Origin of the sequence: Kineococcus sp. NPDC059986 (assembly GCF_040702905.1) — a bacterium.
In the GTDB taxonomy this organism is placed as follows: domain Bacteria; phylum Actinomycetota; class Actinomycetes; order Actinomycetales; family Kineococcaceae; genus Kineococcus.
Window position 1 is genome coordinate 1 of the sequence record NZ_JBFBND010000021.1, and the last position, 21,691, is coordinate 21,691.

Annotated in this window: 20 protein-coding genes; 3 read left to right on the forward strand and 17 right to left on the reverse strand. The window is 73.2% G+C overall.

Annotated elements, in window-relative coordinates:
- Positions 1-221 precede the first annotated feature (221 nt).
- The 17 genes from mprF to flgB form a co-directional block, all read right to left on the reverse strand.
- Positions 222-2,822, reverse strand: a complete 2,601-nt coding sequence (gene mprF, locus AB0637_RS15815; RefSeq protein WP_366173416.1) for a bifunctional lysylphosphatidylglycerol flippase/synthetase MprF — start codon at positions 2,820-2,822, stop codon at positions 222-224.
- A 145-nt stretch (positions 2,823-2,967) separates the two neighbouring features.
- Positions 2,968-3,468, reverse strand: coding sequence for a flagellar basal body-associated FliL family protein (locus tag AB0637_RS15820; RefSeq protein ID WP_366173417.1), 501 nt, complete (start codon positions 3,466-3,468; stop codon positions 2,968-2,970).
- 45 nt (positions 3,469-3,513) lie between these two features.
- Positions 3,514-4,566 carry a flagellar motor protein MotB gene (locus tag AB0637_RS15825; protein WP_366173418.1) on the reverse strand — a complete coding sequence of 351 codons (1,053 nt, stop codon included), beginning with the start codon at positions 4,564-4,566 and terminating at the stop codon, positions 3,514-3,516.
- Positions 4,566-5,339, reverse strand: a complete 774-nt coding sequence (locus AB0637_RS15830; RefSeq protein ID WP_366173420.1) for a MotA/TolQ/ExbB proton channel family protein — start codon at positions 5,337-5,339, stop codon at positions 4,566-4,568. The genes AB0637_RS15825 and AB0637_RS15830 overlap by 1 nt, the downstream gene beginning before the upstream one ends.
- A 3-nt stretch (positions 5,340-5,342) precedes the next feature.
- Positions 5,343-5,660 carry a flagellar FlbD family protein gene (locus tag AB0637_RS15835; RefSeq protein WP_366173421.1) on the reverse strand — a complete coding sequence of 106 codons (318 nt, stop codon included), beginning with the start codon at positions 5,658-5,660 and terminating at the stop codon, positions 5,343-5,345.
- Between the two features lie 227 nt (positions 5,661-5,887).
- The gene (locus AB0637_RS15840) at positions 5,888-7,279 is read right to left on the reverse strand and encodes a flagellar hook protein FlgE (RefSeq protein ID WP_366173422.1); all 1,392 of its coding nucleotides are present in this window, start codon (positions 7,277-7,279) and stop codon (positions 5,888-5,890) included.
- A gap of 41 nt (positions 7,280-7,320) precedes the next feature.
- A complete protein-coding gene (locus tag AB0637_RS15845; protein WP_366173423.1) occupies positions 7,321-7,902 on the reverse strand; it encodes a flagellar hook capping FlgD N-terminal domain-containing protein in 582 nt (193 codons plus the stop codon).
- Between the two features lie 90 nt (positions 7,903-7,992).
- A complete protein-coding gene (locus tag AB0637_RS15850) occupies positions 7,993-9,870 on the reverse strand; it encodes a flagellar hook-length control protein FliK (protein ID WP_366173424.1) in 1,878 nt (625 codons plus the stop codon).
- The gene (locus tag AB0637_RS15855) at positions 9,867-10,940 is read right to left on the reverse strand and encodes an NlpC/P60 family protein (RefSeq protein ID WP_366173425.1); all 1,074 of its coding nucleotides are present in this window, start codon (positions 10,938-10,940) and stop codon (positions 9,867-9,869) included. Before AB0637_RS15855 ends, AB0637_RS15850 begins: the two co-directional genes overlap by 4 nt.
- A complete protein-coding gene (locus AB0637_RS15860) occupies positions 10,937-11,389 on the reverse strand; it encodes a flagellar FliJ family protein (RefSeq protein ID WP_366173426.1) in 453 nt (150 codons plus the stop codon). The genes AB0637_RS15855 and AB0637_RS15860 overlap by 4 nt, the downstream gene beginning before the upstream one ends.
- Complete coding sequence (locus AB0637_RS15865) at positions 11,386-12,714, reverse strand: FliI/YscN family ATPase (RefSeq protein WP_366173500.1); 1,329 nt, start codon at positions 12,712-12,714, stop codon at positions 11,386-11,388. Before AB0637_RS15865 ends, AB0637_RS15860 begins: the two co-directional genes overlap by 4 nt.
- Before the next feature lie 44 nt (positions 12,715-12,758).
- Positions 12,759-13,511 carry a FliH/SctL family protein gene (locus tag AB0637_RS15870; protein WP_366173427.1) on the reverse strand — a complete coding sequence of 251 codons (753 nt, stop codon included), beginning with the start codon at positions 13,509-13,511 and terminating at the stop codon, positions 12,759-12,761.
- Positions 13,495-14,520, reverse strand: a complete 1,026-nt coding sequence (gene fliG / locus AB0637_RS15875) for a flagellar motor switch protein FliG (RefSeq protein ID WP_366173428.1) — start codon at positions 14,518-14,520, stop codon at positions 13,495-13,497. Before fliG ends, AB0637_RS15870 begins: the two co-directional genes overlap by 17 nt.
- A gap of 3 nt (positions 14,521-14,523) precedes the next feature.
- Positions 14,524-16,149 carry a flagellar basal-body MS-ring/collar protein FliF gene (gene fliF, locus AB0637_RS15880; protein WP_366173429.1) on the reverse strand — a complete coding sequence of 542 codons (1,626 nt, stop codon included), beginning with the start codon at positions 16,147-16,149 and terminating at the stop codon, positions 14,524-14,526.
- On the reverse strand, positions 16,149-16,598 hold the full coding sequence (locus tag AB0637_RS15885; protein WP_366173430.1) for a flagellar hook-basal body complex protein FliE: 450 nt from the start codon (positions 16,596-16,598) through the stop codon (positions 16,149-16,151). The genes fliF and AB0637_RS15885 overlap by 1 nt, the downstream gene beginning before the upstream one ends.
- Positions 16,599-16,603: 5 nt before the next feature.
- A complete protein-coding gene (gene flgC / locus AB0637_RS15890) occupies positions 16,604-16,999 on the reverse strand; it encodes a flagellar basal body rod protein FlgC (RefSeq protein WP_366173431.1) in 396 nt (131 codons plus the stop codon).
- A gap of 63 nt (positions 17,000-17,062) precedes the next feature.
- Positions 17,063-17,413 (reverse strand): flagellar basal body rod protein FlgB, encoded by a 351-nt coding sequence (gene flgB, locus AB0637_RS15895; protein WP_366173432.1) that lies wholly within the window; start codon positions 17,411-17,413, stop codon positions 17,063-17,065.
- Positions 17,414-17,931: 518 nt separating this feature from the next.
- Here flgB and AB0637_RS15900 point away from each other — a divergent pair.
- The 3 genes from AB0637_RS15900 to AB0637_RS15910 all read left to right on the forward strand — a co-directional run bounded on the left by AB0637_RS15900 (position 17,932) and on the right by AB0637_RS15910 (position 21,574).
- The gene (locus AB0637_RS15900; RefSeq protein WP_366173434.1) at positions 17,932-20,034 is read left to right on the forward strand and encodes a hypothetical protein; all 2,103 of its coding nucleotides are present in this window, start codon (positions 17,932-17,934) and stop codon (positions 20,032-20,034) included.
- On the forward strand, positions 20,031-20,606 hold the full coding sequence (locus tag AB0637_RS15905) for a hypothetical protein (protein ID WP_366173435.1): 576 nt from the start codon (positions 20,031-20,033) through the stop codon (positions 20,604-20,606). Before AB0637_RS15900 ends, AB0637_RS15905 begins: the two co-directional genes overlap by 4 nt.
- 125 nt (positions 20,607-20,731) lie before the next feature.
- Positions 20,732-21,574: an EamA family transporter gene (locus tag AB0637_RS15910; RefSeq protein WP_366173436.1), complete on the forward strand. Its 843-nt coding sequence runs from the start codon at positions 20,732-20,734 to the stop codon at positions 21,572-21,574.
- The last annotated feature ends 117 nt before the right edge of the window (positions 21,575-21,691 follow it).

The window sequence follows — 21,691 nt, forward strand, 5'->3', positions numbered from 1 at the left end:
GCCGTGCGTGTCCTCGACGCGGCCGTACTGGATGTCCAGCAGCGTGGTGCGGATCGTCATCGTCACCTCGCCGGCGGTGCCGGTCCCGTGCGAGCTCGACCTACGAGCCGGATGCGTCAACGAGCCCATCCCCCCGAGCCCACCACCCCGAGCCCACCACCCCGGGACGCACGACGGCTCCCCCGTCGACGTCGACGAGGGAGCCGGTGGGGCGGGGCGTGTCAGCCGCGCAGGACGCCGCGCACGCCGCCGCCGACGAGGGTGACGACGTCCACCATGGCGCTCGTGAGCGCCGGCCCGCCGGGGGAGGCGACGTAGCAGGCCTGCCAGCGGGGCGCGAAGCCCTGCTTGAACGTCCGCAGGCCCTGGAAGTTGTAGAACCGCTCCCCGTGCGTCCAGACCAGGTGCCCGAGCAGGTCCCACACCGACGTGGGGCCCTCCTCGGCGCGCAGCCCGGCCAGCGGGGCCATCCCGAGGTTGAAGGTCGCGCAGCCGCGCTCCTGGGCCCACAGGATGCACTCGACGAACAGGTACGTCATGACGGTGCGGGGCCCGTCGGGCAGGCGGCGCATGAGGTCGACCTGCACGTCGCGGCCGTCGGCGCTGGTCCACAGCGTGGCGAACGCCGTGATCCGCCCGTCCTGGCGCACGACGGCGAGGGGGAAGCGGCGGACGTACTCCTCGTCGAAGGCGCCGAGGGAGAACCGCTTCTCGCGGCCGTTGCGGTGGGTCAGCCACGCCTGCGACACCTCGCGCAGCTGGGGTAGCAGGGGGTCGACGTCGGCGGCGGCGACGAACTCCACGCTCATGCCCAGGCGCTGGGACTTGTTGCGGCAGTTGCGCAGTCCCACGCGGGCCTTGCCGGCGAGGCTGAACCCCTCGAGGTCGAGGACGGCCTCCTCGCCCAGCTTGGCCAGGGTCAGGCCGCACGCGCGGTAGAGCTCGGCGTGGTCGGGGGTGACGTTGTAGAACACCGGGCGACCGCCGTGGCGGTCGACGTGGGTGACGAAGTCGGCGACGAGGTCGCGGACCTGCTCGACCTCCCCCACCGGGTCACCCATGACCACCCAGCTGCGACCGCGCACCTGGTACATGAGGAACGCGGCGCCGGTGGGGCTGAAGTGGAAGCGCTTGTCCCCCGTGAACGCCAGGTGCGACAGGCAGCGCCCGAACTTGGCGACGAGGTCGTCCACGCGGGCCAGTTCCACCGGGCACTGCCCGTCGACCCCACCGGGGCGGGGCGCGGCGGTGGCGGTGCGGGCCAGCCAGCGTCCCCCCACCAGCACCCCGGCGGCCCCGGCGACCAGAGCCAGCCGGTCCAGCACCGGGTCCGCGGGTCCGGCACCGGCCAGCGCCTCGTGCCAGGTGACGGCCGCACCCACGAGGACCGTGGCCAGGACCGGCGCCAGCGGCGCGGCGAACGGGGACGGCAGCAGGGCACCGCGGTGGAAACGGCTGCGGCAGTGCACGAGGAGCACGCTCAGACCGCCGCTCACCGCCGCGCACACGACGTCGGCGTGGACGAGCGCGAGGACCGCCACGGTCGAGCCCAGGGCCAGGGTCAGGCCCCAGGCGCTGCGCAGCCGCCGCTGCAGCCCGAGGGCCAGCAGGACGGCCGTCAGCGCCACCAGGAGCGTCGTCGGCCGCGCGAGGTCGACCGGGAGCCCACCGGCGAGCAGCGGCGCGGCACCGGCGGCCGCCACGCCCAGGGCCAGGAGGCCGGGGACCAGGGCCCGCGGCTGCGCGGGGACGGCCCCGTGTCCTCGGCCGAGGCGCAGGCGGGTCAGACCGGCGCTGCGGGCCTCGTGGACCGCCAGCGCGAGCGCGGCGGGCACGACGGGCAGCAGGAAGTAGCAGACGCGGTAGACGACGAGCGCGGCCGCGACGTGCGCCGGCGACCCCAGGGGTCCGGTCAGCAGCAGCAGGCAGGACTCGAAGACGCCGACCCCGCCCGGTGAGCTGCTCAGCAGGCCCGCGACGGTGGCCGTCGCGAAGGCGACGGCGAACGGCAGGAACGAGGGCCGACCGGTCGCGGGCAGCAGGACGTACAGGACGGCCGCCATCGTCAGCCACTCCACCGTCGACAGGACGACCTGCGCGCACGCCAGCGGGAGCGTCGGGCGGTGCAGGACGAGGCGACCGATCCGGACCTCGTGCGGGCCGACGACGGCCAGCACGAGGTGCGCCACGACGAGGCCGACGAGCACGCCGGCCACGGCCAGCACGGCGGGGACGGGGACGCGCAGCGCGGTGGCGACGGCGTGCGGGGCCACGAGTGCGCCGCCCCCGGCGAGCACGGCCGCGCCGAGCACCAGGGTGACGAGGTTGACGGCCACGACGCGGGCGACGTCCGCGCCCGGGACGCCCCAGCGCGTGTACAGGCGCGCCCGCACGGCGGCACCGACGACGGCGGAGGCGCCGAGGCCGTTGCCGAGCGCGGTCGCGACGAAGGCGGCCAGACCGTAGCAGCGGTACGGGAGCGGGCGGCCGACGTGCCGCAGGGCCAGGGCGTCGTACCCGGTCATGAGCAGCAGCGACAGCACCGTCAGGGCCAGCGCGGGCAGCAGCGCCCCCGGTCCCAGACCGCGCAGCGCGGCGCCGAACTCGGCACCGGACAACCGGCCGAACGTGCCGTGCAGCATGACCCCGGCCACGGCGAGCAGCACGAGGACGGCACCGGCCCCCAGCAGGCGCCGGCGGCCGCGGTGCCGGCCGGGGGCCGCGGGGGCCGCAGCCTCCGCCGGAGCGGCCGGTCCCGGGGTGGGCCGGGGGGCCGGTCGCGGACCGGGCACGGCGACGGCGTGGGTCGTGGGGGAACTCACCCGTTCAGGGTCGGCATCCGGGCCCTCCGGCTTGACCGACCCGCCGCGCAGCACCCCGGGGTGACGCGGGAAACGCGAAGGACCCCGGACGGGTGTCCGGGGTCCTCTGCGAGCGCATCGGTTCAGCGCGTGGGGGTCGAGCGCGTCACTGCATGACGAACGAGGTGAGGTAGATGCCCATGACGGCCTCTTCCTTCGTCCCGTCGGTCTCCGTGGTGTAGGCCTCGACGACCTTCTTCTGCAGCTCGTCCTTGTACTTGTTGCGCTGGTCGGAGTTCTCCAGGTCCGTCATCGACAGGTTGGAGTACTCGTTGATGATGAGGTCGTAGGCCTTCGACCCGTCCAGGGCCGTGGCGCCGCCCTCGCTCTTGGCGGCCGACGCGACGCCCTGCAGCGCGACGCCGATCTTGAGGTAGTGCCCGTCGGCGAGGTTGACGCTGATGGGGTCCAGGGCCGTGACCGTGCCCGGGGTGAGGGTCGGGGTGGGGGTCGCCGTCGACGCCGAGGCGGAGTCGCCCTTCGTCAGCAGGAACACCCCGCCACCGGCGCCGCCGGCCACGAGCACCGCGGCGGCCGCCACGATGATGATGAGCTTCTTGCGGCCGCCGGGCTTGGCCTCGCCGTCGCCCTTGTCCTTCTTGGCCATGGTGGCCTCCTTCGGGTGTGGTGGGTCAGGTCAGTCGGTCGCGGGTCAGTGCGCCACGTTCGTGGCGAGGTTCGGGGAGATGCCCGCCGAGATGTCGCTGGCGGCGGCGCCGTTGCCCGTGGCGGCGGAACCGCTGCCGGTGGTCCCGGCCGTGGTGCCGGTCGCGGTGTCGGTCGCGGTGTCGGAGGTGCCGGTGAGCTCGGCGGGGCCGTCACCGGTGGCGGTCTGCTGCGCGACCGAGGGCAGCAGGGCCTTGACGGAGTCCGAGCTCGGCGACGCGACGACCAGGTCGACGCGGCGGTTCCCGTTCAGCGCCCGGGGGTCGCTGTCGGGGTACAGGGGTCGGGAGTCGGCGTACCCGGTGCCGGACAACCGCTTGCCGGCGATGCCGCCGTCCGCGAACCGCTGCACGACGGTCATCGCCCGGGCCGCGGACAGGTCCCAGTTGCTGCGGTAGACCGGACTGCCGGACAGCGGGAGCGAGTTCGTGTGGCCCTGCACCGCGATGTCGTTGGGCAGCTGCGCCAGGATCGGCGCGATCGAGTCCAGGACCTGCTGGCCCTTGGGTTCGACGGCCGCGCTGGCGTTGGCGAAGAACACGTTGTCCGCGACCAGACCGACGACGAGGCCGTCGGAGGTGATCCGGTAGGTCACCTGGTCCTGGTTCCCCGTGGCGGTGAGAGCCGAGTTGATCTGCTTCTCGACCTCGCGGTAGTCCTTGACCTCCTGCTGGGCGGCGTTGAGGTCCTTGGCCGTCTGGGCGGTCTGGAGCGACTGGACGATCTGCTGGACCTGGCTGGAGGTCTGCATCTGCTCACCCGTGGAGTACGGGGAGACCTCCACGACGGAGTTGCCGTTCGTGACGTCCATGATGCCGGCCGACCCCGAGACCGCTTGGTTGGAGTCGGCGGTGCCCTTGGTGAGACCGGCCTTGAACTCGGCGAACTTCAGCTGGTCGACCTGGCTGAGCGCGAAGAGGACGATGAAGAGGGCCATGAGCACCGTCAGCATGTCGGCGTAGGAGACCAGCCACCGTTCGTGGTTGACGTGCTCCTCGTGCTCCTCGTGCTTGTGACGCCGCTTGTGCGCCGCGGACATCAGGCCGCCTTCTTGTCCGGAACCGCGGTGCCCGGGGGCAGCAGGCTCTCGAGCTTCTTCGCCACCGAGCGCGGGTTCGACCCGGCCTGGATGGCGAGGATGCCCTCGACGACGAGTTCCATCTGCGCGGCCTCGATGTTGGCCAGGCGCATGTAGCGGCTCTGCAGCGGCAGCCACAGGACGTTCGCCGAGGCGACACCCCACAGCGTCGCGACGAACGCGCCGGCGATCTTCGGGCCGAGGGCGGCCGCGTCGGTGAGGTTCTCCAGGACGACGACGAGCGAGATGACCGTCCCGACGATGCCGATGGTCGGGCCGTACCCACCCATGTCACCGAGGATCTTGGCGGCCTGCTTGTCGGCGGCCTTCTTGGCCTGGATCTGCGCGGTGAGGATCTCGTAGAGCTCGTCGGGGTCCGTGCCGTCGATGGCCGTCTGCAGGCCGTCGCGCAGGAACTCGTCGTCCACTTCCTTGATGGCGTCCTCGAGGGCCAGCAGGCCCTCGCGGCGGGCGCGCTCGGCCATCTTGACAATGGTGCCGACGGTCTCGCCGGCGTTCTTGGGCTTGCCGAGGAACGCCTTCTTGATGACGTTGACGGCACCGATCCCGTCCTTGAGCGTGCCGCCCATGAGCCCGACACCCAGGGTGCCGATGAAGACGAGGACGAGCGGGCCGGGCAGCAGGATGCTCCCGAGCGAACCGCCCTCGTGGTTCTGCGTCCAGAGGATCGCGGCGATGGCGACGATGAGCCCGCCGATGGTTGCGAAGTCCATGGCTCACGGCCTCCTGCGGTGCAGCGGGACCGGGGCCGGCAGGTCGCCGTCCGCACCGCTGGTCTGGTCACTGGTCTGGGTCGAGTGGGTCGGCAGCTCGAGGACGTCGGCCGTCCCCGTCTCCTCCAGGGAGTGCGCGGTCGCGACGACCCGCGCGCGGAAGGCCATGACGCGCTCGACGATCTCGGCCAGGGGCTCGGTGACGACGAACTTGGCGCCGTCGACGAGGGTGATGACCGTGTCGGGGGTCGAGTCGACACGCTGGATCAGATCGGGGTTCACTGCGAACACCGACCCGTTGAGGCGAGTCACGAGGATCACGTGGGGTCCGTCCTTGGCGGTGGAGGCGGGGTGCGCCCGTCCGTGGGCTGGGTGGTTCCACCCTGTCCATCGGCGTGCGGTCTTCGGACCTGAGAGGGGCTTGCACGGTGCACCCGTTCGTGCTAATGCCTCGGCTGCAGTCACTCTCCGTCGTCGCCGGCCGTCGGGGCCGGACAAGCGAACACCCTCCCGGACGGTCGTCCGGGAGGGTGTTCGGCGGATCAGGGTCAGCGCTTGAGGTTGACCAGGTCCTGCAGGATCTCGTCGGAGGCCGTGATGACCTTCGAGTTCGCCTGGAAACCGCGCTGGGCGAGGATGAGCTCGGTGAACTCGGCCGACAGGTCGACGTTCGACATCTCCAGGGAGCCCGCGAGCAGACCCCCGCGGCCGGCCTGGCCGGCGATGCCGTAGACCGGGTTGCCCGAGTTCGTCGAGACGCTGTAGAGGGAGTTCCCCTCCTTGCGCAGACCGGCCGCGTTGTTGAAGGACGCGACGGCGATCTGCCCCAGGGTCTGCTTGTACCCGTTGGAGTAGTTGCCCGTGATGACACCGTCGGTGCCGAAGGCGTAGCTGGTGAGCGTGCCGATCGGGGCCCCGTCGGTGCTGGGGTTGATCTGGCTGGCGCCCGAGGACCCGACGTAGGCGGTCAGGGCCGACAGGTCGATGGTCAGTTCCCGGCCGGTGGGGCTGCCCGGCGCCTGGACGAAGACCTTCTTGTGGGCGGCGTCCACGGACGTGCCGCTCGGGTCGAAGCTCAACGCCTGCGAGTCGGCGAGGCTGGCAGCGGCAGGCGTCTTGATCGAGTCCCCCGCGGTCGCCGTCGACTTGACCACGGCACCACTGGGGTCCGTCACCACCATCTTCCAGTTGTTGGTCGGCTGGTACTGGTCCGGGACCGAACCGGAGGGGGGCGTGTGGAAGACGGTGTTGGTGAACGTCACCGTGTACTTGGTGAGGATGCCCTGGGCGTCGTAGGCGTTGATGGCCGTGGTGACGACCGTGCCGGGCACCTTGTCCTGCCCCGTGCCCGCCGTGCCCGGCAGCGTGGGGTCGGCGGTGGGCGCCGCGGTCGGCGTCTTGAACGTCCGGTCGATGTTGCCCTTGAGGGTGCTGTTCGCGGTCGAGACCGCGGGCATCACCGAGTCCGAGGGGATGACCAGCTTGCCGATCTGGGAGTTGGTGTTGATGCTGCCCGCCGCGTCGGCCTTCCAGCCCATGACGTAGCCACCGTCGTTCGTGACGATCGAGCCGTTCGCGTCGAGGGTGAAGGACCCGTTGCGCGAGTAGAAGGTGCCGTCACCCTGCTGGATGGCGAACATGCCGTCGCCCTGCAGCATGAGGTCCGTCGCCTTGCCGGTGGCCTGCGCGGAGCCCTGCGTCATGTTCTGGGCGATCGCGTCGACGCGGACACCGAGACCGACCTGCGACGGGTTGGTCCCGCCGGCGGCGTTCGTCGGGGCGCCGGCGGCCTTGGTCAGCTGGGACAGCGTGTCGGCGAAGACGACGCTGGAGCTCTTGTAGCCGGTGGTGTTGACGTTGGCGATGTTGTTGCCGACGACGTCCATCATCGTCTGGTGGGCGCGAAGGCCGCTGACGCCGGAGAACATGGAGCGGAGCATGCTTCAGACCTTTCGAGGGGGCTGACGAGGAACGAAGGGGGTCAGGCGGACTTCGGGGAACCCGACGAGGCGGACCCCGTGGAGCTCGTACCGGTGGTGGTGGTGGTGCCGGTGGTGGTGCCGGTTGCGCCGACGTTGCCCACCCCGCCGATCTTGGAGAGGACGACGCTGACGCCGTCGACGTTCAGGACGGGCTCGCCGTTCGTGCCGCCGACCGAGTCCTGGACGAAGGAGACCGACCGGACCTCGCCGGTCTTGGTCTTCCCGTCCTCACCGGTGTAGGAGACGGTCTGCCCGACGAGCGTGCTGGCCTGCAGCTTGTTCTGCGCCGCGACCATGGAGCTGGAGGTCGAGGCGACCTCCTGCATGGCCTCGAGGGCCGAGAACTGCGCCGTCTGGGCCATGAACTGCGTGGTGTCGGCCGGCTTGGACGGGTCCTGGTAGCGCAGCTGGGCGACCAGGAGCTTGAGGAACATGTCCTTGTCGTCCTTGGTCTTGGCCTTCGCGACCGCGGAGGTGTCCGTCTTGCCGGCGTTCTTGGCGGCCTCGGTCTGCGCGAGCATGTCCGAGTTGGCGATCAAACCGGCGTAGGGGTTGGCCCCGCTGGCCGCGTCGATGGTCATGCCTACTCCTTCGGACGAACGGGTGAGGGTCTGTAGCCCGAGCGGGGCATTCACGGCGTCCTTTCAGGTGCATTCCGCACCTGAAAGGACTCAGACGCTCAGGTCGACGCGACCGACCGCCGCGGCGGCGGCCTCGCGGGCCGTCCGGCGCTCGGCGGCGGCGGCGGAGAACGCCGAACGCGCGCTGGCCCCGGCCTCGGCCGCGGCGGAACGCTGCCCCGACCCCTGCTGGCCCGAGGAGGAACCCTGCTGACCGCCGAACTGGGCGTCGGCGGACCGGCCCTGCTGGGAGGAGCCGGAGTCGGCGCGCACGTCGACGGTCGTCTGGGTCCAGCTGCCGCCGGACAGTTCCCGCTGCAGGTCGCCGACGGCGGCCTTCAGGGCGTGCCGGGCGGCCTCGGAGGCGCCTGCGAGGGAGACGTGCAGCGCTCCCCCGGTCACCTCGGCCGTCACCTTGACCGGACCGAGGCCCTGTGGGTTCACCTCGACGGACAGGCGGTGCACCGCGTCGGCCGCGGGCAGGTCCTCCAAGCGGCCCGCGACGCCGTGGGCGAAGGCGGCCGGGTTGGTCAGCGGCAGCGGGACCGGCGGCAGGGAGGCCTGGGCGCCCGTCGGGGCGGTGACCGTCCCCGCACCGGTCACCGACGGCACGGGGGTGGGCTGGAGCCCGGCGGGCACCCCCGCGTCGTCGGCAGCGACAGCCGGGACCGGCTGCGCCGCAGCGGTCACGGGCGGGGCGATGGGCTGGGCGACGGCCGGGCTGCCGGCCAGCACGACCGGCGGGGCCTGCACGGGGGCCTCCCCGGCGGCGGCGCGCGGCGCGGTCGGCACCTGCGGGGCCGAGGCGGGTTGCTGCCCGCCCTGACCCTGCTGCTGACCGGTCCCCGCACCCTCGCCGGCACCCTGACCGGCCTGGCCGGCGGTCGCTGCCACCGGGACCCCCGCCGCCGGGGTGGCGTCGGTGGTCGGTGCCGGGGCGGTCGTGGGAGCGGCCGGCGCCTGGGCGGTCGCCACCGGGGTCGCCACCGGGGTCACCGCGGGAGCAGCGGCCGCGGTGGGGACGGCCGCGGGCGCGGCGTCCACCGGGGTCGGCGACGCCTCGACGGGCCGGACGTGCTGGGGGAGGCCCGTCACGGCCGTCTGGACCACGGGGGCCGGCGCGTCGGCCGGAGCAGCGGGGGCCGCCGTGACAGTGGCGCCCGCGAGCGCCGCGGCGGCGGGGTCGGCGGGGGCCGTGGTCACCGGGGTGGCCGCCGCTGCCTGGGGGGCGACCGGTGCCGTGGCGGGGGCCGTCACCGCGGTCTGGGGCGTCGGGCCGGGCGTCGCACCGGCGACGGCGGCGGGGACCGAGGAGGTCAGGTCCGTCACCGCGGAGGGGGTCGCCGTGGGGATCGCCGTGGGTGTGGCGTCCACGAGCGGCTGCGTCACGGGGGTCCCTGCCACACCGCCGGCGACACCCGTCACGGGCGCCCCACCGCTCTCACCGCTCAGACCGGGGGCCGTCTTCGGCGTGAGCGCTGCGCGCAGTGCGGCGGGCAGGCCGAGGAGGGAGGGGTCGACGGGCACCGTCGGGACGGTGGTCTCCTCCTCGGTGCCCTCGGTCCCGGTCCCGGTCTCGCCGTCGGCGGCGGGCTTGCCGCCGTGCACCTTCGCCCCCTTGGCCTGCCGGGTCGGCTCCTGGGCCTTCTCGGTCCGCTCGCTCGCCTTGCTGGACCGCTCGGGGCGCTCGAGGGGCGCGTCGTCGCGCCGTTCGACGCTCTTGTCGACGGCGCGCTCGGTGCTCGCGGAGGCGTCGGGGCGGTCGTCGCGGGCGGGACGGTCGTCCCGGGCGGGGGTCCGCAGGTCCTGGACGGCCTGGCCCAGGGAGCCGGCGAAGTCGGCCTCCGACCCGCTGGAGCCGGCGGAGCGGCTGCTCTCGCGGGACGTCACCGGGAAGGGCAGCGTCGTGACGGACAGGTTGGTGCTCACGCGGCACTCCCGAGGTCGGCGGTGATCTTCTTGACGTAGTTCTGGGTCTCGGCGAACGGCGGGATGCCGCCGTACTTCTTCACGTTCCCGGCGCCGGCGTTGTACGCGGCCAGCGCGAGGGAGACCGAGCCGAAGGTCTTCAGGTGGCCGGCGAGGTAGCGGCCGGCGGCGTCGATGGAGGCGAACGGGTCGCTCGGGTCGATCCCGAGGCTGCGGGCCGTGGCGGGCATGAACTGCATGAGCCCGGTGGCCCCGGCACCGCTGCGGGCGGTGGGGTCGAAGCCGGACTCCTGCTTGGCGACGGCGCGCAGGAGGCCCGCGGGCAGGCCGTACTTGGTCTCGGCGGCCGTGAAGGCGCTCTCGTAGGGGGCCGACCGCGAGGTCGCGCCGGTCGACAGCGACGCGGGCCGGACGTAGGCCGAGGCGTCGGCCGCGGCGGGGCCGCCCAGGCCGGACAGCAGCGACGCGGCGACACCGACGCCGGCCGCGGTGGTCGCGGCGCCCACGCCGAGGCGGCGGATGGTCATGGGGGTCTCCCAGACCTTGGAGATCTTCACGACGTCGCCCGTCTTCGGCGCGTGCAGCATCTGCCCGTTGCCGACGTAGATGCCGATGTGGTGGCCGTTCTCCAGGACGACGAGGTCGCCGGGGCGGGCCTGGTCCAGGGAGGGGACCTCGGTGCCGACGGTGGCCTGCTGCGCCGCGGTGCGGGGCAGGGACAGGCCCATCTGCTTGCCGGCGTACTGGATGAGCCCGGAGCAGTCGAAACCCGAGGGGCTGGTGCCGCCCCACTTGTAGGGCACGCCCTTGAACTGGGAGGCGATGTCGAGCAGGCGCTGCCCGGTGCCGGTGTCGCCGAGGACGGACTCGTTGAGGACGCGCATGCCCCGGCTGACGATCCCGGAGGCCGTGGACCCGGTGCTGGACAGGACGTTCGCGAACTCCCCGGAGGTGGCGGCGGTGGCCTTCGACAAGGTCCCCGCCAGGGTCTGCCCGGTGGTGCCGGCGAACTGGGCGATCCGGGCCTCGATGTCGGCGATGCGCGACTGGATCTCCGCGATGCCGCTCACGCGTCGCCTCCTTCGAGCTGGGCCCGGCGGCGGGCGCGGGCGGCGAACTCGGCGACCGTGCGGTCGTCGAGGGCCTTCTGGTCGGCGCGCAGGGCGGCCTCCTCCTGGGCGCGTTCGTGGCGTTCCACGACGCGTTCGAGGGAGCGTTCGGCGCGGCGGGCGCGGGCCCAGGCGGCCTGCTTCTCCCCCAGGTCCAGCTCGGCGCGGGCGACGAGGGCGCGGGCGCTCTCGAGGTCGGAGACGAGGGCGGAGCGGCGGGCCACGGCGGCGGTCCAGGCGGCCATCGTCTCGTCGCTCAGGTGGGCGTCCCCGAGTTCGCGGCGGACGCGCGCGGCGCGCTTCTGCTCGTTGCGCAGCACGGCGTTGGCGGAGGCGACGTCGATCTTGATCTGCTCGGCCTGGACCTTGCGCAGCCTCAGCAGCGCCAGGATCGCCTTGGTGGCGCTCACAGCTGACCTCCGAAGCTCGTGACCAGCTGCTGGAGCTGGGCCCACGCCTGGGCGGGCGGGGTGATGTCGTGGATGTCCTGGCGCAGGAAGGCGTTGATGGCCGGCAGGTGCGCGACGGCCGCGTCGACCTCGGGGTTGGCACCGGGCTGGTAGGCGCCGACGTCGATGAGTTCCTTGGCCTCGCGGTGGGCGGCCAGGACGCGGCGCAGGGCCGTGGCGGCGGCCTTCTGCTCCGGTTCGGTGACGCGGCCGGCGACGCGGGAGACGGAGTCGAGGACGTCGATGGTCGGGAAGTGCCCGGCGGTGGCCAGGCATCGGTCCAGGACGACGTGGCCGTCGAGGATCGAGCGGGCCGCGTCGGCGATGGGCTCGTTGTGGTCGTCCCCGTCCACCAGCACGGTGTAGATGCCGGTGATGGAGCCGGTCACGCCGGGCCCGGCGCGTTCGAGCAGCCGGGGCATGAGGGCGAAGACGCTCGGCGGGTACCCGCGGGTGGCGGGGGGTTCGCCGACGGACAGGCCGATCTCGCGCTGGGCCATGGACACGCGGGTCAGGGAGTCCATCATGAGGACCGCGTCGGCGCCGAGGTCGCGGAAGGACTCGGCGATCGAGGTGGCCGTCAGGGCGGCGCGCAGGCGCAGCACGGGGGCCTCGTCGGAGGTGGCGACGACGACGACGGAGCGGGCCAGGCCCTCGGGGCCGAGGTCGTCCTCGATGAACTCGCGGACCTCTCGGCCTCGTTCGCCGATGAGGGCGAGCACGGACACGTCGGCGGACGTGCCGCGGGCGATCATCGACAGCAGGGAGGACTTCCCGACGCCGGAGCCGGCGAAGATGCCGAAGCGCTGACCGCGTCCGGCCGGGACGAGGGTGTCCAGGGCGCGGACGCCGAGGCCGAGGGGGGCGTCGACGCGACCGCGGGACAACGCCGGGGGCGGGCTGGCGTGCAGCGGGGCGCGGGGGGCGGCGACGAGGGGGGCGCCCCCGTCGAGGGGGTTGCCCATGGCGTCGACGACGCGGCCCAGCAGGGCCGGACCGACGGGGACGTCGGAGGGGCGTCCGGTGGCCACGGCGGGGGCGCCGGCGGCCAGGCCGGTGAGGTGCCCCAGCGGCAGGCAGCGCAGGCGCGAGCCCTCCGCGGCGACGACCTCGGCGGGGATGCAGGCGGCCGAACCGGGCTCGCCGAGCAGGAGGGTCTCCCCCACCGCGGCGCGCAGGCCCGAGACCTCGACGGACAGGCCGACGATGGCGCTGACCCGACCGCGCAGCTGCGGGCGGGCGGCGACGGCGGCGCGGGAGACCTGGGGGGCCAGGACCTCCCGCACCTGCGCGGCGAGGCGCGCGGAGACGAGGCCGGTCGCGGAGGCGCTCACGCGAGCGCTCCGTTCTCGCCCTCTCCGACGAGGGCAGCCAGGGCCCGGGAGACGCTGGCCCGCAGGCCGGCGTCCACCTCGGTGTCCCCCTGGCGGGCGAACGCGTCACCCGGGTGCACGGTGGGATCGGGGAGGAAGCTCACGAGTTCTGCATCGGACGACGCGTGCTTCCCCTTGAGGGCGTCACCCGTCAGGGCGCTCAAGTCGACCGGGTTCACACGCACCGTGACGGGCTTCTCGGCGTCCAGGGGCGCCAGGGCGCGGCGGACGGCCTCCCCCACGGGGGAGTCCATGAGCTGGACCTCGCGGTCCAGGACGGCACCGGCCAGTTCCAGGGCCAGTTCCAGGACGGTGTCGGCCAGGGCGCCGATGGCGGGTTCGCGTTCGGCGCGCAGGGCGTCGCCGGCGGCGAGCAGGGCCTCCTCGGCGCGCGAGCGGGCCGCGCGGCGCTCGTCGCGGTCCCGCCGGGCGGCGCTCTGGGCGGCCTCCCGCTGGGCCTCGAGCTCGGCCTCGGCCCGGACGGCGGCCTGGCGCATGCCGGCGGCCCAGCCGGCGGCGTAGCCCTCCGTGCGGGCCTGCTCGCGCAGCTGCGCCAGTTCGGCGCTGTCCTCGCGCTGGGCGAGGTCGAGGCCGACGAACCCCCGCGGCGACGTGCTCGCCGCCGCGGGGACGGCGACGAACACGCGCGGTTCGCGGGTCGTCGTGGGCCGGGTGTCGGCCGCCTGGAAGGAGTTACGAGACGAAGTCATCGTCACCACCGCGGGTCAGCACGATCTGGCCGGACTCCTCGAGCTGGCGGATGATCGCGACGACCTTCTGCTGGGACTCCTCGACCGCGGACATGCGGACCGGGCCCATGAGCTCGATCTCGTCGAGCAGGTTCTCGCGGGCACGTTCGGAGACGTTCTTGAGGATCTTGTCCCGGACCGTCTCGGTGACGCCCTTGAGGGCCGTGGCCAGGTCGGCCGTCTCGACCCCGCGCAGGACGAGCTGGATCGCGCGGTCGTCGAGGGTGGTGATGTCCTCGAAGACGAACATGAGGGCGCGGATCTCCTCGGCCAGGGCGGCGTTCTTGGTCGCCAGGCCTTCGAGGATGGAGCGCTCGGTGCCGCGGTCGGCGCGGTTGATGATGTCGACCAGGGGCTGGACGCCGCCGACGGCGGTGTTCGTCTTCGCCTGCAGCACCGTGGAGGTGCGGCGCTGGACGACGTCCTCGACGAGGCGGACGTACTCGGAGCTGGTCGCCTCCATCGTGGCGATGCGCAGCGCGATGTCGGCCTGCATGTCGGCCGTCAGCCCACCCAGGATCATCGAGGCCTGGTCGGGGCGCAGGTGCGCCACGACGAGGGCGATGGTCTGCGGGTGCTCCCCCGTGAGGAACGTGAGGATCTGCTGGGGGTCGGCCTGGTGCAGGAACTGGAAGGGCTGGACGATCGCGGCCTCGGCCACCCGGCCGAGCACCTCGGCGGCGCCCTCGGCGCCCAGCGCCCCCTCCAGGAGGGACTGGGCGTAGTCGAGGCCACCGAGCCCGCCGCGCAGCGGCGAGGCGATCATCCCGTGGAACTCCTCCAGCACCACGCCGGCGACCTCGGGGGACACCGCACGCAGCCGCAGGATCTCCGCGGTCAGCTCCTCGATCTCCGCGGGGCGCAGGTGCCCCAGCACCTTCGCGGCGTTCTCCTGTCCGACCTGCAGCAGCAGGACGGCGGCCTTCTGCGCCCCTGTCAGGGGCGCGACCTCGAGCTCGGTGGACGGCACGGCTCAGGACCTCCGATCGGCGAGCCAGCCGCGGAGCAGTTCCGCGACTTCCTCGGGCTGGCGTGAGACGAGTTCGACGACCTCGGTGCGGCGGGCGGCCGCGGCCTCCAGGGCCGGGTCCACCGGTGCTGCTTCGAGCGCCACGTGCTTCTCGACCGCGGGGGCGATCTCCTTGAGCCCGGTGGGCGGACCGGTGATGTCGCCGAGCTGGAGGGGGTCGACGTCCAGGACGTCGACCGTCTCCACCTTGCGGCGGCGGAAGGCCACGAGGATCACGATGAGCATGATCAGGACGAGCAGGGCCAGTGCACCGGTCTTGGCGTAGCCGATGAGGGTCTGCTGCTGCTCGGCCTTGCTCGCCTCGGCGAGCTGCTTGGCCGCGTCGGTCGAGGCGCTGTCGTCGAAGGCGGTCTTGACGACCGACACCGTGTCGTTGCGGGTGGGGTCCACCCCGGCGGCCTGGTTGACGATCTGCGTGACCTGGTTGATGTCCGCGGCCCCCGCAGCACCCTTGGCGCCGGCGTTCAGCACGACCGAGACGGTCTGCTTCACGACCTTGCCGGGGGCCTGCTTGATGACCGTCTGCGTCTCGTCGATCGAGGGGTTGGTGTTCTCGGAGGTCTTGGAGTAGCCCCCGTTGGTCCCGGTGCCCGTGGTGCCACCGGGGACCTGGATGTTGTCCGGGCCCAGGACACCGGTGGCCGCACCGGTCCCGGAGGTGCCGTTGTAGACCTCGGTGGTCTTCTGCTGCGCCAGCGGGTCGATCTTCTGCGGCTGCGTGTACGTCTTGGACTGGACGGTCTTGTCGTCGAAGTCGAGCGTCGCCTTGACCGTGGCCTTGACGTTGCCCTTGCCGTAGATGCTCTCGAGGTAGTCCTGCAGCTCCGAGGACGCGCTCGTGTTGTAGTCGTTCGTCTTCTCGTTCTGCGCGCTGGACCCGGTGCCGTCGGTCGACAGGGTGTTGCCCTTGTCGTCGACGACGGAGACGTTCTTGGGGTCCATGCCCGGCACGCCGCCGGCGACGAGGTTGACGATCGCCGTCACGTTGTCGTTGGACAGCTGCGCGCCCGGCTTGAGCTTGACCAGCACCGAGGCGGTGACCGGGTCCTGCTCGTCGAGGAAGACGTCCTTCTGCGGGATCGCGAGGTTGACCACGGCCGAGTCGACGCCGGCGAGGGCCTCGATGGTCGTCGCCAGTTTCTTCTTGAGGTCCTGCTGGTACGCCTGCTGCTGCACGAACTCCGAGGCGGTGACGCCGACGGTGCTCATGAGGGTGCCGGAGCTGGAGCTCGTGTCGGCCGGCAGCCCCGCCCCGGCCATGGCCAGGCGCTCGGAGTCGACCTTGTCGGCCGGCACCGAGATCGTGCCGCCGCCGTCGGCCAGCGCGTACGGCGTGCCGTCGGCCTTCAGCTTGTCCGCGATGGCGCTCGCGTCGGTCGCCGAGAGGTTGGAGAACAACGGCGAGTACGACGGCTTGGACGCCCACTGCGAGAACAGGACCGCCCCACCGATGAGCGCGGCGACCACCGCGATGACGACGGCCTTCTGGCCGGTCGAAAACGTCCGGAATCCGGAGACGAAGTTCTGGGCGTTCTCGACGATCGCCGCGCTTCCCTTGCCCTTGGCCATCAGACCTGCATCCTCATGATCTCGTTGAAGGCGTCGACGGCCTTGTTGCGGATGGCGACGGTGAGCTGGGTGGCCAGCTGGGCCTCGTTGCTGGCGATCATGTAGTCGTGGACGTTGGTCAGGTCACCGGTCGCGGCCTTGACCGCGAGGTCGTCGGAGGAGGACTGCAGGCCCTGCAGCTTGTCCACTCCCCCGCCGAGTCCCTGCGCCAGGAGCGAGGCGAAGTCGGTCCCGGACGACCCGTCCACGGCGGCGGACGGCGTGGTGCCCGCGACCCCCGCGACGGCGGCCGGGGTCACGACCCCCGTGTAGGAGGTGCCGCTGCCCCCGCCGATGGCGCCGGTCATCTGCAGGTTGTCCGTGTCGGCGATGCCCTGCCCGTACCCGGTGGCCAGCGTGCCCAGCGATCCGGCGACGTTCCCGACGCCACCGATGGATTCGATGCTCATCCCGGTCACGCCTTCCCGAGCTGCAGGGCGGCCTGGTAGGCCTCCTTGGACCGGTCGATCACGGAGAGGTTCGCCTGGTAGGCGCGCTGCGCCATGATCAGGCTCGTCATCTGCGTGCTCATGTCGATGTCGGGGTACTTCACGTACCCCTGGGCGTCGGCGAGGGGGTTCGTCGGGTCGTACACGAGCTTGCCCTCGGGGCTGCCCGTGACGATGCCGGCGACCTGCGTGCCCTTGCCGTCGGCGGCCTCGGCGGCCACGACGTACTTGGCTTCGTAGGCCGGGTCCGACGTCCGGACGGCCGTGTTGATGTTCGCCAGGTTGTCGCTCACGGCGTCCATCCACTTGCGGTTCACGGTGACGCCGGTACCGGCGATGCCGATCGCGTCGAAGATGCTCATGGATTCGCTCCGGATGTCAGGTCAGGGGACGGGGACCGGTGGACGGGACCAGGTGATCCGTCGTCATTGGCTGCTCATCGCGGTGCGCAGCAACGAGTACTTGGAGTTCAGCGCGCTCAGCACCGTCTGGTAGCTGAGGTTCGTCGAGATGTTCGAGATCGACTCCTCGTCGAGGTTCACGTTGTTGCCGTCCTCACGGGTCGGCTCCAGCGACTTCTTCGTCGAGATGTCGGCGCCTGCGGCCGAGGCCGGGTCGCCGGCGGCGACGGCGCTGGCCAGGGCGTCCTCGAACTGCACCTTGTTGGCCAGGTAGCCCTTGGTGTTGATGTTGGAGATGTTGTCGGCGATGGCCCGCTGCCGTGCCTGCAGACCGTTCAACGCGGTGTGCAGTGCGACGCTGGTGAGATCGGACACGGGGCCACCCTCCGGGGTTTCCTTGACTTCGGGATCGAGCCGAGCGCTGACGCTCGAGGTTCTGAAGGCTCAGACACTCCTTCGGCCCTGGGGCCGTGCGGCTTGAGCCCGGACGGGGCACCGATCGGTGCAGTTCCGCACTCCTGTGCGGGTTTTCGCCACGACTGCGCCGAGCGGGCCGACCGGCATCACCCGAACGGCGGTACCGCACCCGCGACGTGCACAGTCCGTGCGTGCCGGACGCCCGGCGGGAGCACCGAGGCATCTAGACACACCCACTCCTTCGGCGCAGCCGGCGTGGGGCTTGACCGGGGGCACCCAGGGTCCGGTGGACACGCTGCGTCCCGACGCTGCGCCGGACGGGTGACGCACGTCCGGGCGATCCAGCGGCTCAAGCTCCCGGCCGTGCGCGCCGAGGAAGAGGCCAGTCGATCCCGCCGCGACCTCCCGCCCCAGCCCGGAGGCCGACCGCCGCGCCGATCCGCCCACGAAGCCCCCGAGGACAGGAACCCCACTCCATGGACAGCGCAGAACGTCCCGCCGACGCGCCCGCCGCGGGTCCGACGGACCTGGCCCTCCTGGCCGAGGAGGCCGAACGGCTCACCGCCGCCGAACCCTCCCAGCACCGCGCGCAGGTCCTGGCACAGCTGGCCACCGCGGTCCGCACCGAGGCCGACGGCGGCGACGGCCGGCTGGGCCGCTGGGCGGACGCGGACCTCTTCGACGTCCTGGACGTGGACGCCGCGGTCGCGCCCCTGGAGCTGCGCCGCAGCGTGCTGCGCTCGGGCTCCCTGCGCACCATCCTCGTCTTCGCCCCCGTCATGGTGACGTGGGTCGGCCTGCTCTTCGCCGGCCGCGCCTACGGCGCGATGTCCGCGGCCGGGGAGGCCGCCGACGGCGAGTCCTTCCTGCAGCTGTGGCTCGACGGCTTCGGCGGGCGCACCTTCTTCTCCCTCGACCGCGTCGCCGAGTTCGCCGTCGTCCTCATCGCGGCGGCCATCGCCGTCGCCGTGGCCACCGACCGCCGCCAGCGCACCGACGAGCTGAGCGCAGCGCACGCCGACGAGTCCCACCGGCAGCTCCTGCGCGGTTTCGCCGCACGCGCCACCCTCGCCCTGGCCCCGCACCGCAGCAACGCCGCCGAGCAGCTCGGCGCGCACTTCGAACGCGGTCTGACCGAGCTGGGCCGCCTCGTGGCCGAGACCATCCGCCTGCACGCCGACACCAGCGAGCTCGTGGCCACGGTCCGGTCCTCGGCCCAGCACGCCATCACCGCGGCCGAAGCCGCCAACGCCGGCGGTGTGGACGTCGCCCGCGCGGCGACCGAGCTCGGCACCGCGGTCACCGAGGCCGTCAGCACGCACGGCGCGCTCATCGCCGCCGACCGCGAGCAGCACACCCGGACCCTGGCCGACTCGACCCGCACCCTCACCGAGCACCTCGAGCAGGTCCGCACCGGCACGGCCGAGGCGCTGCGCGAGGGGCTGCAGGGTCGCGACCGCGTCCTGTCCGCCGTCGAGGGCGTCTCGGCCGCCGTCGAGGCCCTCAGCACCCAGACCCGCGAGTCCATCACCGAGCTGTCCACCTCCGCGCAGACCATGAGCAAGCACAGCGCCGACTTCGGCGAGGCCGTCACCGGCCACGTCGCGTCGCTGTCCAGCACGGCCCGCGAGTCCGTGGAGACCATGCACGCCACCGTCGTCGAGAGCGTCCAGCAGGTCACCCGGATGACCGGTGAGGCCTTCAGCGAGCACGTCTCGGCCTCCGCCGAGCACGCCGCGAGCACGATGGAGACGCTGCGCCGCGACGTCGAGCGCACCGCCCAGGCCGCCGAGACCGCCCTGGGCACCGCCACCCGCGTCCTGACGACGGCCGCCGAGGCCGCCGACCGCCGCACCCGGCACGAGGAACGGCTCGGGGACCTGCTGACGACCCAGAACGAGGTCCTGGACACCTGGCGGGGCATCGAGAACCGCCTCGTCGAGGCCGCCCACGACATGCGCTCGGTGCCGCGCTGGCTGGAGAAGGTCCAGCACGAGCACGCGGACGCGACGGGCCGCGCCCTGCGCAGCATCGGCTCCACCCTGCGCGAGGACGTCTCCGCCGCCGTCACGCAGACGCTGGCCATGGCCGGGGAGGACCACGTCCGCCAGGTCAACCGCGCCTACCGCGACGCGAGCCGCACCCTGACCCAGGACCTCACGCAGACCCTGAGCCAGTCCCTGAACTCCGAGCTCGGCTCCGTCGTCGACGGTGTCATGGACCAGCTGAGCCACCAGGTCGAGGCGCTGCCCGAGCGCATCGCCCTCGCCTCGGCCCGTCAGCAGCAGCACCAGCAGCAGGTCCGGCCCGTCGTTCCGGCCCGCCGGCCGGTCCCCCGTCCGGAACCGCGCGTGGACGTGCGCCCCGAACCGCGTCCCGAACCCCGCCCGGAACCGCGTCCGGAGCCCCGTCCCGAGCCCCGCACCCCGCTCGGACAGCCTCACCCTCAGGTGCAGCCTGAGTCCCCCGCCCGCCGGGTGGCTCGACCTGAACCCGAGGTCGAGGAGCAGTTCGTCGCGGTCGCCCCGCGCACGCTGCAGGACCTCGCGGCCCGCCGCTACGCGCGGGTGGGCCAGTGAGGCGCTCCGCCCTGCGCCCGGAGCGCAAGGAGAACGGCACGGTGGGCCTCGCAGGCTGGGTCTTCGCCGACGCGCTCCTGGCCCTGACGATCATCGGGCTCGCCGCCGGCGGCGCCGTGCACGCCGGGGTCGACGCGCCGCGTGCCGCGGCAGCGGTCAGCACCCCCACCGCGGCTCCCGTCCCCACGCCCGTGCCGACGGTGACGGTGACCGCACCGGCCGCCGCCCCCGACCCGGTCCCTTCGCTCCCGGCCGGGGTCGCCCAGGCTCCCGTGGTGCTCGAGGTGCTCGTCGACGGGGCCTCGACCGACGACGCGATCCGCGCCGCCGTCGCCGGGGCCGTCGGAGACCTCGCCGCCCAGAACCGCCGGGCCGCGTTCGTCCTGACGTTCGGCACCGCCGGGGACCCCGGTGCCGGGACCGCCCTGGCCCGCCGGGTCAACGCCCAGCTCGACGCCGCCGCGCCGGGGGTGTTCGCCGGGTCCGCCAAGCGCGACTTCTGGCGGGCCGTCAACGCCCAGTCCCCCCGTCCGGGGATCGTCCAGCTGGAGCTGTACCTGCTCCAGCAGTGACCCGGCTGGTACGGGGGTGAAGCCCGCCACAGCGGGTGCGTGAACGCTCAAGGGGGCGCGCACGGTGGTCGAGGAGACCCCGTGCGCGCCCCCTCGTCGTCCCCCGCCCCCACCGGCCTCCCCTCGTGAGCGCAGGCCTCGCCCTGCTGGCCAGCGTGCTGTGGGGCAGCTCGGACTTCCTGGGCGGCAGCGTCAGCCGGCGGTTGCGCGCCGTGCAGGTCCTCGCCGTCTCCCAGGTCCTGTCCGCCCTCGTCCTGCTCACCTTCCTGCTCGTCACGGGCCAGCTGGCCCGGGTGGGTGCCGGCACCTGGCTGGGCTGGTCTGTGCTGGCCGGGGTCACGTGGGCCGGGGCCATGGGCGCCCTCTACACCGCCCTGGCCCGCGGGACGATGGGTGTCGTCGCCCCCATCGCCTCCTGCGGGATGCTCGTGCCGGTCGCCGCCGCCGTCCTCACCGGCGAACGGCCGGGTGTCGTGGCGCTGGCCGGTGCCGGGCTCGCCCTCGTCGGCGTCGTGGGCACCGCGGGCCCGGAACTGTCCGGAGGACGAGGTACCCCGGTCTCGGCCGTCGGGCTGGCGGCGCTGGCGGCGCTGCTGTTCGGGGTGGAGGTCTACGCGCTGGCCCGCGCCAGCGAGACGTCCGTCGCCGGCGCCCTGCTGGGCATGCGGCTGTCCTCCCTCGTCGTGGTCGTCGTCGCCGCGGCCGCCGTGGCGCGGACCGCTCCGGCGGTCCAGGGCCGGGACCTGCCCCTCCTGCTGGCCCTGGGCGTGCTCGACCTCGCCGCGACCGCCGCCTTCGCACTCGCCTCGGCCTCCGGTCTCGTGAGCGTGGTCTCCGTGCTGGCCTCCCTCTACCCGGCCGTGACGATCCTGCTCGCCCGGCAGGTCCACGGGGAACGGCTGAGCCGGGTCCAGACGGCGTCGGTGGGGCTCGTGCTGCTCGGCGCGGTCCTCTGCGCCCTGGGCTGAGGCGGGGTCCACCCCTCGTCCGCCCTCGCCCCCCGCTCGCCCACCACTCGTCCACCCGGTGGCGCGACACCCGTATGGCGGGTCGAGCTGTGCCGTGGGGCAACCGACACCTCTGGA

Excerpts from the sequence above, each read along its gene's own strand:
- AB0637_RS15820 (WP_366173417.1), bottom strand. The coding sequence starts at position 3,468 with ATGGCCAAGAAGGACAAGGGCGACGGCGAGGCCAAGCCCGGCGGCCGC.
- AB0637_RS15825 (WP_366173418.1), bottom strand. The coding sequence starts at position 4,566 with ATGTCCGCGGCGCACAAGCGGCGTCACAAGCACGAGGAGCACGAGGAG.
- AB0637_RS15830 (WP_366173420.1), bottom strand. The coding sequence starts at position 5,339 with ATGGACTTCGCAACCATCGGCGGGCTCATCGTCGCCATCGCCGCGATC.
- AB0637_RS15840 (WP_366173422.1), bottom strand. The coding sequence starts at position 7,279 with ATGCTCCGCTCCATGTTCTCCGGCGTCAGCGGCCTTCGCGCCCACCAG.
- AB0637_RS15845 (WP_366173423.1), bottom strand. The coding sequence starts at position 7,902 with ATGACCATCGACGCGGCCAGCGGGGCCAACCCCTACGCCGGTTTGATC.
- AB0637_RS15870 (WP_366173427.1), bottom strand. The coding sequence starts at position 13,511 with ATGACTTCGTCTCGTAACTCCTTCCAGGCGGCCGACACCCGGCCCACG.
- fliF (WP_366173429.1), bottom strand. The coding sequence starts at position 16,149 with ATGGCCAAGGGCAAGGGAAGCGCGGCGATCGTCGAGAACGCCCAGAAC.
- AB0637_RS15885 (WP_366173430.1), bottom strand. The coding sequence starts at position 16,598 with ATGAGCATCGAATCCATCGGTGGCGTCGGGAACGTCGCCGGATCGCTG.
- flgC (WP_366173431.1), bottom strand. The coding sequence starts at position 16,999 with ATGAGCATCTTCGACGCGATCGGCATCGCCGGTACCGGCGTCACCGTG.
- AB0637_RS15900 (WP_366173434.1), top strand. The coding sequence starts at position 17,932 with ATGGACAGCGCAGAACGTCCCGCCGACGCGCCCGCCGCGGGTCCGACG.